At 44.6% G+C, this 13,507-nt stretch carries 9 protein-coding genes and 2 pseudogenes; 1 reads left to right on the top strand and 10 read right to left on the bottom strand.

Features of this window, described 5'->3' with window-relative positions; translation table 11 throughout:
* The 4 genes and pseudogenes from ACEYCN_RS05100 to ACEYCN_RS05085 all read right to left on the bottom strand — a co-directional run.
* Nucleotides 1-569, bottom strand: a pseudogene (locus ACEYCN_RS05100) (DNA recombination/repair protein RecA); the annotation flags it as partial.
* Nucleotides 570-619: 50 nt separating this feature from the next.
* The gene (locus ACEYCN_RS05095) at nt 620-1,879 is read right to left on the bottom strand and encodes a competence/damage-inducible protein A (RefSeq protein ID WP_373713216.1); all 1,260 of its coding nucleotides are present in this window, start codon (nt 1,877-1,879) and stop codon (nt 620-622) included.
* A 99-nt stretch (nt 1,880-1,978) separates the two neighbouring features.
* A complete protein-coding gene (locus ACEYCN_RS05090; RefSeq protein WP_373713215.1) occupies nt 1,979-3,049 on the bottom strand; it encodes a hypothetical protein in 1,071 nt (356 codons plus the stop codon).
* Nucleotides 3,050-3,066: 17 nt separating this feature from the next.
* Nucleotides 3,067-3,606, bottom strand: coding sequence for a YiiX/YebB-like N1pC/P60 family cysteine hydrolase (locus ACEYCN_RS05085; RefSeq protein ID WP_373713214.1), 540 nt, complete (start codon nt 3,604-3,606; stop codon nt 3,067-3,069).
* 348 nt (nt 3,607-3,954) lie between these two features.
* Here ACEYCN_RS05085 and ACEYCN_RS05080 point away from each other — a divergent pair, with 348 nt between their 5' ends.
* Nucleotides 3,955-4,872 carry a DNA-binding protein gene (locus ACEYCN_RS05080; protein WP_373713213.1) on the top strand — a complete coding sequence of 306 codons (918 nt, stop codon included), beginning with the start codon at nt 3,955-3,957 and terminating at the stop codon, nt 4,870-4,872.
* Nucleotides 4,873-4,891: 19 nt separating this feature from the next.
* On the opposite strand, the gene ACEYCN_RS05075 is transcribed toward ACEYCN_RS05080, so the two are convergent.
* The 6 genes and pseudogenes from ACEYCN_RS05075 to ACEYCN_RS05050 form a co-directional block, all read right to left on the bottom strand.
* Nucleotides 4,892-5,455: a DNA-3-methyladenine glycosylase I gene (locus tag ACEYCN_RS05075; protein ID WP_373713212.1), complete on the bottom strand. Its 564-nt coding sequence runs from the start codon at nt 5,453-5,455 to the stop codon at nt 4,892-4,894.
* 406 nt (nt 5,456-5,861) lie between these two features.
* Nucleotides 5,862-6,453, bottom strand: a pseudogene (gene ruvA, locus ACEYCN_RS05070) (Holliday junction branch migration protein RuvA).
* Between the two features lie 15 nt (nt 6,454-6,468).
* Nucleotides 6,469-8,406, bottom strand: coding sequence for a DNA mismatch repair endonuclease MutL (gene mutL, locus ACEYCN_RS05065; RefSeq protein ID WP_373713211.1), 1,938 nt, complete (start codon nt 8,404-8,406; stop codon nt 6,469-6,471).
* A gap of 33 nt (nt 8,407-8,439) precedes the next feature.
* Nucleotides 8,440-8,616: a hypothetical protein gene (locus tag ACEYCN_RS05060; protein WP_373713210.1), complete on the bottom strand. Its 177-nt coding sequence runs from the start codon at nt 8,614-8,616 to the stop codon at nt 8,440-8,442.
* 132 nt (nt 8,617-8,748) lie between these two features.
* Nucleotides 8,749-11,394 carry a Spy0128 family protein gene (locus ACEYCN_RS05055; RefSeq protein WP_373713209.1) on the bottom strand — a complete coding sequence of 882 codons (2,646 nt, stop codon included), beginning with the start codon at nt 11,392-11,394 and terminating at the stop codon, nt 8,749-8,751.
* A 186-nt stretch (nt 11,395-11,580) separates the two neighbouring features.
* Nucleotides 11,581-13,326, bottom strand: a complete 1,746-nt coding sequence (locus tag ACEYCN_RS05050) for an Ig-like domain-containing protein (protein WP_373713208.1) — start codon at nt 13,324-13,326, stop codon at nt 11,581-11,583.
* Nucleotides 13,327-13,507 lie beyond the last annotated feature (181 nt).

Raw genomic sequence — 13,507 nt, 5'->3', positions numbered from 1 at the left:
TTGCGCATGGCCTGGCTCATCATACGAGCCTGCAACCCTACGTGGCTGTCACCGATGTCACCATCGATTTCGGCACGGGGTACCAGGGCTGCTACAGAGTCGACGACAATGAGGTCAACTGCTCCTGAGTCAATCAGCTTGCTGGCGATTTCCAAACCTTGCTCACCAGAATCTGGTTGGGAGAGAAGGAGTTCGTCAATGTTGACACCCAAGGCCGCTGCATAGGCTGGATCCAAAGCGTGCTCAGCGTCAATAAAGGCTGCGATGCCGCCTTCTTTTTGCGCTTGCGCTACGGCATGGAGGGCTACGGTTGTTTTACCAGAAGACTCTGGTCCGTAGATTTCGATAATCCGGCCCTTTGGATACCCGCCAGCACCCAGAGCAATATCCAGAGCCAGGGAACCTGAACTCATGACTTGCACTTTCTGCTCGGCGCGCTCGCCCAGGCGCATGACTGCACCCTTACCAAAATCTTTTTCAATGTTCTTTAGCGCATCATCTAGCGCTTTGCGGCGTTCATCACCAAATTTTTGAGTGATTTCTTCAGTTTTCTTTGCTTTTTTTGCCAAAATAATTTCCTTTCTCAACGTGAGATATAGCTTATCTATTATATCAGATTTTAGCTTTTTAATAAAGCCCTGCGCACCAAGTTAAAGGCGTGGAGGGTTGCAATATAGCGGACGTCCGAACGGCTACGGCCGCCGATGACGATGCGGATAGAATGGGTTCCTTCCTTGGTAGCCAAGCCAATGAAGACAGTTCCTGCTGGCTGACCTTCTAGCTCCTCTGGGCCAGCAACGCCAGTCAAGCCAATTCCCAAGTCTGAGCCTATCAGGAGTCTGGCCTGCTCAGCCATTTTTTCAGCTGTAAAGGCACTGACGACACCCTCTTCCAGCAAATCTTCCAAAGGCATCTGCAGCATCTTAGCCTTTTCTTCTATTGAATAGGTGACAAAGCCGCCCTTGAAGACCTGGGATGCGCCTGGAAAATCCGCTAGACTGGATTGGAAGAGACCTGCGGTGAGACTTTCAGCGGCGGTGAGGGTCTGGCCCTTGTCTTTCAAGAGTTGGAAGACGACATTGGCCAAACTATTGTCCTCTCCATAACCATAAATCAAGTCCCCCAAGGGTTGGCCTTCGATGGTGGGGATAGCTGCAATGTGGGCTTCCAGCATATCCAGCTTAACATCTGCCGCTTCCTGGCTCTTGGCCTTGGTCGACAGGCGCAGGGTGACTTCACCTGTCTTGGCATAAGGAGCTAGGGTCGGGTCCGTCTGACCCTCAATCAGGTCCTTGAGAACCGTCACCAATTGGCTTTCCCCGATACCAAAGAAGCGCAGAACCCGCGAGTATAATTTGGTGTGGTTGGTGGAGAGGAGAGGGACTAGGTTTTCATTGACCATAGGCTTGAGTTCGCTGGGGGGTCCTGGCAAGACCACATAGGTCACTCCGTCTACTTCCTGCAAGCCACCGACAGCCAGGCCTGTGATGTTTTGAATGGCGGTAAACCCCTCTATGATTTGGGCCTGGCGCTCATTGTTGGGAGTTCTGGCATACTGAGGGCGGGTAGCAAAAAAGTCATCCAGCCGTTGACTGGCCTCTTGATCAAAAACCAGTTCACGATTCAAAAACTTGGCCAGGGTTTGCTTGGTCAGGTCATCTTCGGTTGGGCCCAATCCACCGCACAAGACCACCAGATTGCTGCGCTGGCGGGCGGTTTCCAAGACAGACAGGAGCCGCTCTTCATTGTCTCCCACGGCGGTATGGAAAAAGACATCAATCCCCAGCTCCGCGAATTTTTCGGACAAGAATTGGGCATTGGTATTGACAATCTGCCCCGTCAAAATCTCTGTCCCTACTGCTATCAACTCCGCTCTCATAGAACCTCCTACTTCATCTGTTCGGATTTTTTCTTTCATTGTAACAGAAAAAGGGAAAGAAGGGATAGAAAAAGAAGTTGATTCACTCAACTTCCACATTTATTTTTCAAAGACAAGGACGGAGGCATTTTCGATACCATATTGTTTCAAATCGTATTCTGTCTTTTTGTCATTGTCGTAGTTGTACTTGACTAATTTATTTTTAAAGAGGAAATAATAGTCTCCATTGTGCTGGGTAAAGGACGCGTCTTGATCAAAACCCTCTGCTAAGGAAATGGTTCGTTGACTATTGTCATCCAAGTTAACAAAGGTCCATTTGGCATCTTTGACATAGAGGGTATAGTGGTAGATGACTAAAAGGTTTCGCTCCTCGTCGTAGAAAATATCATGAGGGTAAGGTGTATCAACCTTAATTTGGCCTAACTCTCTGCTTTCTATATCATAGGTCACAATCGTATTTCCTGGACCTGGTTCACCATCATCCCGAAGACCTCTGCTTGGCTCTACGATATAAAGCTTGTGACCAACATTGACCATTCTAAGGAAACCTCCCCTATCTTGATCGGTATAGTCAATAGCAATGTCTTCTAATTTATTTAAGTTTTTGTCCAAAATCCAAAGACGATTCTCGTGTTGACCACTGTCTTTGTCCACACTCCCGATTAAAACATAGAGTTTATCGCCGATAGGAAGAATGCCATTCGTGAGTGTAAGTGCTGTTTCTGCCGAGAATTCTTTTTTCAGGACCTCTTTAAGGAGCTCATCATGCTTATAAAAGACGACCTTATCCGTAAATACATCCGTTCGATATAGAAATTCTCCATCAAAACCCATCGCATAAGCATCCCCATCATCAATCGTCTTAAATGAATGCTTCGTTTTATCATAACGATAAATTAAAGGAGAGCCCGGGTGGCTTGTTTCTGTTGTTTTCCCATAAACAGCCTCATCAGTCTCCTTTACATAGTCCCAACGGGGAACCCTATCATCCTTTAATTCAGTAGCTTCACCAATCTCCTTCAGTTTATCACCGTAAAAAGAGAAGGCAACGGATTTTTGCCGATTAAAGATAACAAAATCAGCACCTTTTGGAGATTCGGTTTGTTGACAACCAAATAAGAATAGTAGTGATAGACCCAGAATAGATTTTTGGATAATTTTTCCCGACATACAAAGGTTCTCCTCTATTAGTATTTGCGGTAAATGAGGGCTGTGTTTGGATGGTCTCGCAATTCAAATGGATGGATAGCTGCACCATAGGAATTGAGACTAATATCGGCACTAGGACCTGCGGTGTCTCGGTAAGCTGCCCAAACCAGTTGAGAACAATAGAATTTACTTCGTGTCCATACGTTATAGAATTCCCTATTATAAGGCTTCCCTATCTGTCTAGCTGCCCACTGAGCTGCCTTTTGGTCTTGTGCAACAGATGTTGATTTAACTCCTACTTGCCAAACCTGACCAGAAAACCTTGACACCCAACTTCCATAGTGTGGTTTCACGCCTGTTCCTGGATTCGCTTCAATAACTGCATAATAGTATGGTGCTGCAGCCACAATGCCCGCATGTCCATGATTGATAATTCCAGAAAGCTTTGCATCCGTGATACAGATTACACCATCCCTCCATGACCAACTGCCGACTCTAGCTTCATTTGCTGCTCCAGCATTCTCAACCTTCCAATCTCCAACAACAGGTTTTGGAACTTCAGCGTTCCAGGCCGTCACTTACTCAGGCGAGTATTGCGATTCAAGAGTCGAAATACCTATGTCTATTGACGGTCCTTCTGCGTAAACAGTATATAGAGGCAACGCCCCCAGGAAGCCAAGCGCGATACACTTTACAATATTTATCTTTTTCATAATAAAAGTCCTTTCTATACTCGTAAATAATTATTATCAACAATCAAAAACTGTTTAATCCATCGAACTCATCTCCTTTCTACGATGACTATTGCCACTATGGCCAAGGGAACCCCCACGGCCAGCCCATTGATGTGATATAGAGCAAAACTGCTAGATAAAATAGAATTATTTTATTGTCTTTCATGACAACCTCCTCCTTTTTGTAAATCTATGGTACAATACTTTGAAAGGTTATTCACAAAACATAAACAATATTCAACTTTTTTGGAGGTTCGTATGTTTACATGGAATTTTGGAAGTGTTTATAAAACTATTCGGCGTTCTAAAGGACTGACTCAAAAAATGGTTTGCGGGGGATTTCTATCAACAACAACTCTTTCAAAAATCGAGAATCATCATGTTGTGCCCAGTGTTGAGCATATGATTTTTTTGCTGGATCAGATAAACATGTCGGTCGAAGAATTTCATTACATCTGCAATTTCTATCAGCCAAGTGAACGCCAAAAAATTTTTTCTCAATATCGAAAAGTCGCTCAAAAGCCAAAAATTGATGAAATTCAGCGTTTAATTGTTAGTTGTGACAATTATCTAAGCAAACAACATGATGTTCCTGTTGAGCATCTACGAAGTATCCTAAAAATTGTTCTATTTATGCGACAACATGGCCCTAATAAAAAAGATAGGGATTTTGGGCATTTGACTGAAAAAATTTATCACTATTTGGATAAGCAAGATACTTGGTATATGAGTGACCTAAGACTCTTACAAACTATTTTGTATGCTTTTCCTGTGGAAAATCTGCCACAGTTGACAAAACGTATTTTTGAAAGTTTAGAAAAATACAAAGATTTTCAAAATATCAAAGAAGCTCAAATAAATATACTTACAAATATATCAACCATCTACTTCTACAATCAGTTAAAAAATGAATGTGAAGAAGTGACTTTGAAGATTTTGGACTTAGCCAAAGAGTTGAAACGTTATGATTCCCTTGGTTTTGCTCAGGTCCGCCTCGGTATCTGCCGTGGGGATGAGGCCTTGATTGAGAATGGTTTGGCCCTCTTGCGCTTGACGGATGAGCAGGACTTGCTGACCATGTTGGAAGAGGAAGTCAAAAAATACCGCTGAGAGAACTCAGCGGTATTTGTTAGTGAGGGCTGTGAAAATCACAGGTCCGTTCATGATCATTGACCAGGCCTGCGGCTTGGAGGAAGGAATAGACAGCGACGGGGCCGACAAATTTGAAGCCTCGTTTTTTCATATCCTTGGAAATCAGCTCCGACAAGGCTGTCTTGGCTGGGGCCTGTTTGTAATCCAGCAGGTCATTTTGAATGGTTTTGCCATCGACAAAGGACCAGATATAGTGATCAAAGCTGCCAAAATCTTGCTGAATCTGGAGAAAGGCTTGGGCATTGGCTCTGGTCGCAAAGATTTTCAGGCGGTTGCGGACAACGGCTGGATTTTGCAGGATTTCCTCCAAGTCCTCATCGGTCATTTTTGCTACCTGATGGTAATCATAGTGATGAAAGGCTTGCTGGAAGGCGGTCCGTTTGTTGAGAATGGTTTCCCAAGAAAGGCCTGCCTGATAGGTTTCAAGGCAGAGCAATTCAAAGAGGGCCTGCTCATCATGGAGAGGGCGCCCCCACTCTTCATCATGGTAAGCAACATAGAGGGGGTTGGTCATTTTGACCCAGCCACAACGTTTGGTCATAGGAACTCCTTTCAGTGTTAAAGGGGGAATAAGAATAGAAGATGCTAGGGGTGTAGCTTTTGTGACGTGAGAACCTAAAATCGATTTTATTTTAGGTTCGAGCTAATAAGTCGCTTACGCCTTTGTATCTTCTTGAATTGAACTCGCCCTAAACTCTGTGTAAAAAAGATACACAACTATTTCTGCTTTAGCAGAATTACAGGTGTGGATACCTTAGGCATAAACTTATCCTAGACGCAAGCGTCTTCGTCAAGTTTCCTTTTTTTACTTTGAGTGTGACGGGCTCTGTATCTTCTTGAATTGAACACGGCCTAAATGCTGTGTCAAAAAGATAGATTGCCTTGTGTGTTTGCACACTGCAACAATCTCCTATTTTGACTTTGCATTTTACGGCCTTTGTATCTTGCTATTTCATCAGCATTTTGAGGGCAGATTTGATGTAATTTTCTGCGCTTTCGCTGGTGCCTTCAAAGAAGGTGCGGATTTTCTTGATTTCATTGGCCTTGTAGCCTAGGGCTAGGAGGGCTTCCATGGCTTCATCTAGGGCCTGATTGTTGGCTACAGCCGTTTGGCTGACGGCGTCTGACTGAACACTGGTATCCACAAATGTACCTGCCAGGTCCAGCACCATCTGCTGGGCCGTTTTTTTTACCGATTTTGGGGAATTTGGTCAGGTAGGTGATGTTCTGCTGGTCAATGGCTCGGACCAGACCTTCGTTGTCATCTACGGCGATAATGGCCAGAGCTGTGGTTGGGCCGATGCCGGAGACGGAAATGAGACGGAGGAAGACATCTTTTTCACTTTCGGTGGCAAAACCGTACAGAAGATGGGCATCTTCACGAATGACCTGGTGGGTGTAGATGGTGATGTCCTGCTGGATAGCATCGCTGTAACGATAGGGGTTGGCAACGTGGAGAACATAGCCGATACCAGCCACCTCCACAACGATGTATTTGGCAGTGATTTTGGTCAAGCGACCTTTGAGATATTCAAACATAATTTTTCTTTCTTCTTAATATTTCCCCAATTCCCGCAAGCTGGTGTGGTTTTCCTGGATGCGGCGGAACATTTTTTCCATGTCGGACTTACTAAAGTGAACCAAGACTGGCCGCCCGTGAGGGCAGTTATAGGGATTTTTACACTGGGCTAATTGACGCAGCAAGTCACGCGCTGAAGCCTCATCCAGGGCATGATTGGCCTTGATGCTGCGTTTACAAGACATCATGATGGCCAGCTCTGCTCGGTATTTTTTGATGGAGACTTCATTGGTCAGGAGCAACATGTCGCAGATTTCATAGATTCCTGCCTCAATCTCCTCCTCCTTCATCCAAATGGGATGCTCCCGCAGGATAAACTGGTTGACACCATACTCCTCCAGGTTGACACCAACTTGACACAAGAGGTCCATCTTCTGGGACAGAATCAGGGCATCATTGGCCGGAAATTCAAAGATGTAGGGCACTAGGAGCTGCTGGGCTGAGCTGTCAACTTGACCGATTTTTTCCCGATAATACTCATACTTAACCCGCTCCTGGGCCGCATGCTGGTCGATGATAAAGAGCCCCTCCCTACCTTGGGCAAAAAGGTAGGTCCCGTGCATCTGACCAAAATATTCCAACTCAGGGAAGGTCGAAGCCTCCTCCTGGTCCAGCCTGTCAACCAACTTGACAAGCTCCTTTTGACTCAGATCCGGATGGTCAAGGTTGTCCGAATGACTTTCCTTTCGCTGGGTAAATTGTACGCTAGCTGACTTTGGACTGACTTGCTTATCCTCTAAAGGTTTAATCGGCTCGGCCACCGTCTCCGGCTTGAGGTAGAAATCCTGTTTGACCCTATCGTAGTAGAGATTGGTCTCCCGCAGGGGGAGGACGGTCTGTTCAGCCTGGGGCTTTGTTCGGGTGCTGGACTTGGCCAGGTTTTCTAGGGCATCTGGAATCAAATCCTGCTCCCGCAGGGCTTGTGCAATGGCCTGGGAAATGAGCAGCATCAGCTCCTTTTCCTTGGAAATGCGAACTTCCTGCTTGGTCGGATGGACATTGACATCTGCCAGATAGGGGTCCAGCTGGATGTCGATGACCGCGATGGGGAAGCGCCCCACCATAAGCTTGCTACCGTAACCATCGAGAATGGCCCGGTTGAGCAAAAAGTTTTTGATATAGCGGCCATTGATGAGGATAGTGATGTAGTTGCGGTTGGCCCTGGTCAGCTCGGGCAGGCTGACATAGCCAGAGACCTGAAAATCCAGGTCTTCTGCGTGGATTTCCACCATCTTCTTGGCCGTCCCAATACCATAGACTCCAGCGATGGCCTGGCGAAGGTTGCCAGCTCCTGCTGTCTGCATCAGGGTCCGGTCCTCGTTAATCAGGTGAAAGGCGATTTCTGGATGGGCCAGGCTGAAGCGGTTGACCAAGTCGATGATATGGGAAAGCTCGGCCTGCTGGCTCTTGATGTATTTGAGGCGGGCAGGCGTGTTGTAAAAGAGATTTTCTACCATTATCTGGGTTCCCACCGGCAGACTGACGGCTTTTTCCTCTACGACTTCCCCCCCATGGGCCAGTAAGAACCAACCATGGGTGGCTTCTGCTGTGGCTGTCTGGATAGTGAGGTGGCTGACGGAGGCGATGGAAGGCAGGGCCTCACCACGAAAACCTAGAGTCCGAATCCGAAAGAGGTCGGCCTGGGTCTTGATTTTGCTGGTTGCATGACGACGCAGGGCCAGCAGGACCTCATCCGGGGCAATTCCAGCCCCGTTGTCCCTGACCTCAATGGTTTTCAGGCCTGCCTCCTCAATACGGATGGTAATCTGGCTAGAACCTGCATCGATGGCATTTTCCACCAGCTCCTTGACCACACTGGCGGGCCGCTCAATCACCTCACCAGCAGCAATCTGGTTGGCCAGCACTTCTGGCAATTCGATAATCTGACTTGTTTTTTTCTTCTCGTTCTTCATAGCTCCTATTATACCATAAAGAACCAGCAGCCCTTATTTGGACTGCTGGCCTTCTTTGAGGAGGGAGCGGAGAGTGAGTCCGCTAAAAAGGGCGAATACAAAAGGAAGCAAGGCCTTTGACCAGTCAAAGCCTGTAGCCAGATTGTAGAGGATGTAAATGGTATTAAATACTAGAAAGAATCCGAAAAATATCAGTTGAAATGTCCTCATAGGGTCTCCTCATCATTTGCTTTTCTCCATTGTAGCAGATTTACTTTGTTTTTTCCAAAGGAGGATAGAGTTTTATGATTGTCAGATTACAAAAAAGAGAGAATGCATTCTCTCTTTATAATCTATTTTAGGTTAAACCTTTTTTGATTTACGGTACAATACACCAGCCACACCGGCAATGCTCATCAAAGCAAATCCAACAAGACTGGTAGTCAAACCGCTCTCTTCACCAGTTTTTGGCAAAGTTTTACCTTTTTTACCACCTGCTGGTGGAGGAGTCACGCCTATTGTTCCTGGAACAGTTGCTGTTGTTGTTGTCATTGCTGTTATGGTAGTCGGTTGCACTGTTGTAGTTGGCTCTACTGTTGTTTTAGTGGCTGACACAGTCGTTGTCGGTTCTACGGTTGTTGTAGTGGCTGACACAGTCGTTGTCGGTTCTACGGTTGTTGTAATGGCTGACACAGTCGTTGTCGGTTCTACGGTTGTTGTAATGGCTGACACAGTCGTTGTCGGTTCTACGGTTGTGGTAGTCGTTGCCGCTGTAGTCGTTGGTTCCACGGTTGTAGTAATCGCTGCCGCTGTAGTCGTCGGTTCTACGGTTGTGGTAGTCGTTGCCGCTGTAGTTGTTGGTTCTACTGTCGTAGTTGTCGCTGCCATGGTAGTCGTTGGTTCTACGGTTGTGGTAGTCGCTGCCGCTGTAGTCGTTGGTTCCACGGTTGTGGTAGTCGTTGTACTTGTTGTTTCTTCAGTTGTTGTGCTTGTCGTAGTGGTGGTAGTAGTCGTTGTTGTAGTGGTGGTGGTAGGTACCACATACTGATTGTTGAATTCAGTATCTTGTGGATACTCAACTGTTGCAACGAATTTACCGCTACCATCATCTGTAATGGTTACTTTTACTTTGACTTCAAGCTCATCATAAGTCACATTGGCCTGACCATCATTCAGCTCAATAATGGTGTAGGTGTGAGTCCCTTCTTGATTAAATGACATTTCTGGGAATGTCACTTTACCATCTTGCGTATTTTGAACTGTTTCAAGGACTTGACCACTGTCGTCTTTCAGTACAAAGGTGAACTCCCCATTTTTCAATGAACGACCACTCAATGCTTTTGTTACTTCGAGTGTGGCTTTGGCTGGTGTTGGTGTGTATTTGTTAGCAAATTTCACCACTGACTCATCCTTATCAACAGTTGCTACAAGCTGCCCATTGCCATTATCTGTTACGGTAACGGTGACATCATATTCAACACCATCGTATTGAATACCTTCGGCAGTCCCGATGACTTCTTTCACTGTATAAGTATAGGTACCTGGAGCTGTAAATGTTAATTCCTTGAAGTTAACCAGACCTGCCGCATCATTTTTAACAGTATCGATTACTTCAAATTTAGCCTTGTCAATCAGTCTAAATTCAAACTCCTGATCTGCTAGCGCTCGACCTTCTAAGGTCTTGGTTGCTTTCAAAACAACCTTAGCTGGTTCTGCCTTGTAGGTGTTTGTAAAGGCAGATCGGTCATAAGTAGTAGTAGCCGTTTTTACGCCAGCACTTTCCGTTACCTTAACGGTTACCTTAATGTCTGAATCTGCATCATCAGTAATTCCTGCTAGGTTGCTAGTCAGCTCACGAATCGTATAAGTAAATTCACCTACTGTTGAAAACTTTAATTTTCCAAAGGTCACACTTCCATCTGCAGCATTTTTTGCAGTTTGCAGAATCTGACCAGTCTCATCGTTTATCAATTCAAAGGTAAACTCATCTGCCTCTAGGTTCCGACCATTCAAAATCTTGTGAACAGTAAATTTCGCTTCATCTGAGCGGACGCCAGAACCAACACCATCGACAATTGAAATTGGGGCAAATGGTCGAGAAACCAATTTTTCCATTGGAGTACCGTTTGAAGTGACCGTGATATCGTTATAAACCTTTTTATCAACTTTATCAACCGGTGCCGTCAAAAATGTTTTGTAAATAATATAGATTCCACGGTTACTCAGATCACCAGCATTGATTGTAAAGTTGTTTGAATCTGTAATGGTGATAATTGACGGGTCATTGGCTTTAAAGGATGTTCTTGGTCCATTATCCCAGTTTGCAAAGTAATATCCTGTGATTGGACTAGCCAATTCTTGACCTTCAGGGATGATATCTGAAATCACCACTTGACCCAGATTGTTGATGTCGCGATTGATGCGGATACGCCAGTTGACATAGTTCGGGTCCGCCGAATCCTGAACACCCCATTTGGAATACCCTTGGGGCTCTTGATCCACCTTGATTCGTGTCAAAGTATAAGTTGGTGCACCTAAGAAGCTGAAGGTTTGTGGCACGTTGTAAGGTGTTGAATCATTCCAAACAACTGTCATTAAAAAGGAAAGCTGTTTATTTTCATTTAAGCGTGCAAAATAATCCTCATTGGTAATTGTTACTGTTGCCTTGCTACTTGTCGGATCCATAACCAGCTGCGCGATGACTTCGCCACCAGGTGCAACAATATTTTGAGTCATAGCCCTTTCCAGCTTGAAGACAGAAGGAACTGGGTAAACAAGGGTATCCCCATTCTTCAAGACAGTAGCATCGTCAAAAGTGAAGGTCGGATTCACATAAAACTTTCCTTCTCCGTAAGAAGCATTGTTCACCAGGGGATTGTTATTGATGGTTAAAACAGTATTCACTGTATAACCGGTTGTCAATTCATTTGCAAAAAGAGGAGCAGACCAAGCCGAAAATACTAGAAGCAAAGCTAAGAATATACTCATCAGCCTCTTTAAAATAATCATCCTATTTTCCTCCGTTACTTATTATCCACTCACTATCTCCCTTATTATACCATCTTAGCTCTTCACTATTCAAGTCATTTTGCCACTTTGAGTTTCTTTAACAGAGTTTTTGCCAATCTATCCTTGGAATCACATTAAGAATACAAAAAAGAGAGAAATCATTCTCTCTTTAGAATCCATTTTAGGTTAAGCCTTCTTAGATTTACGATACAGCATGACTGCTACACCTGCAACAGTCAGAAGACCCAAGCCAAGCAAGCTTGTCACCAGACCATTCTCCTCACCAGTCTTCGGTAAAGTTTTACCTTTTTTAGCTGATGGCGGAGGAGTTTGTTTAGTGGTTGTTGGAACAACTACAGTAGTGGTAGTAGCTTCTTGAACGGTGGTTGTTGGAGCTACTGTTGTGGTAGCTTCTTGAACAGTGGTTGTTGGAGCTACTGTTGTGGTCGTTTCTTGAATGGTTGTCGTTGGTGCTACTGTCGTTGTCGTTGCCGCCGCTGTTGTGGTAGCTTCTTGGACAGTTGTCGTTGCTGCTACTGTCGTAGTGGCTTCTTGAACGGTAGTAGTCGGAACAACAGCTGTGGTTGTTGCTTCTTGAACAGTAGTAGTCGGAACAACAGTGGTGGTGGTTGCTTCAGTTGTCGTTGTGGTAGTGGTTGTAGTTGTGGTCACCTTCTTGTTGACAACTGTCTTACTAGCAAGAAGCAAGGTTGAGTCAAAATCATCCGGAGTAACTTTTACTTCTCCAGAAGCAATGTAACCAGCTGGCGCCTCTGTTTCTTTGATTGTATAGTTATCCTTCAAGAGATTGCCTACTTCAGCAAGTCCGTTTTCGTCAGTTTCCAACTGTCCAACGACAACACCTGAACGGTCTCTAATGACATCAAACTTCGCACCTTTTAACACATTGCCTTCTTCGTCTGTCTTTTTGATCTGAATCTTGAAGACATAACCTTGTGCTTTACCAGCACCACGGTAAAAAGTGTAACCTGAATTATGTGTTTGATCAATACCATTGGTAGTTGTCAATGTTGCTGAATTTCTAAATCCTTCTCCATCTGAAGGTTCATAAGGAAGATCAACTGTGTAGGCAATGCGTACGCCCTCATCTGGATTTAAATCAGGCAGATTTACGGAGAAGGAGGTCTCTGTAAAAACAACAGGTGCTTGGTCAGTAATATTAACTGCATTATCTAGATGCCAATCTCCATCACGGAAGTTCCAAACCCCCTTGTAAACACGGAAAGTATCTTGTCTGTAGCGAACTCCTGGAGTTGCCAAAATATCTACTACCTTCACACCAGTCATATACTTGCTGGTCCGGTTGATGGCAATAGAGTAATAACCAACTTTCGGATCAGTTGAATCTTGCCAACCTACCTTATTGATATCTTCCTTAGTTGGTTGACCAATTCCTTGGAAATTAACTTTTCCAGCTGGGAAGATTTTGCCGTCTACAGTGATATCAATCGGTACTTCTTTTGGTTCTTTAACGACATCATGGTCCATACGAACGTAGAAATACAAGGTTCCTTTTACATCCGAATGGGTTTCAACGTAAGGTTCATAAGTTACAGTTACCTTTTTCGTTGTCGGATCAATGGTTGTCTTAGCAACAACATTTCCATCTTTATCCAACAAATCAAAGGCAACACCTGACGGGAATGCGACTACATCTGGTAATTGTAGGACTGTTGTATCCCCTGCTTTTACCTCGTTGTTATGCAGATTAAAGTCCACATTGATACGGAACTGTTGCCACTGACGGATATCTTGAGCTGGGAGCTCATTTCCATCCTTATCGGTAAAGTACATCTTCGTGATGACATCCGCATGTTCGGTTGCGTGGATCGTAGCTTCTTGGACTAAGAAGAAAGCCAACAAGACGGTCAAAGGAAACAAAAGTAATCCTATGATTTTTTTCTTCATCATATATTCTCCTGTAATAAGTTTAATGTTATAGTAATTCAACCTGACGTTTTATTACTACATTTGGTGCAGTCTTAATAATATTATAATTCAAACTACCATATCTAGTATACCATCCCACTCCAAAATTGCAAGTTTTTTGTTAGGTTTTTGTAAGAAAAATGTAACACTATGGTAAATTATC

This window comes from Streptococcus sp. (assembly GCF_041802885.1).
Lineage (GTDB): Bacteria > Bacillota > Bacilli > Lactobacillales > Streptococcaceae > Streptococcus.
This window is presented reverse-complemented; position numbering and strand designations above follow the sequence as displayed.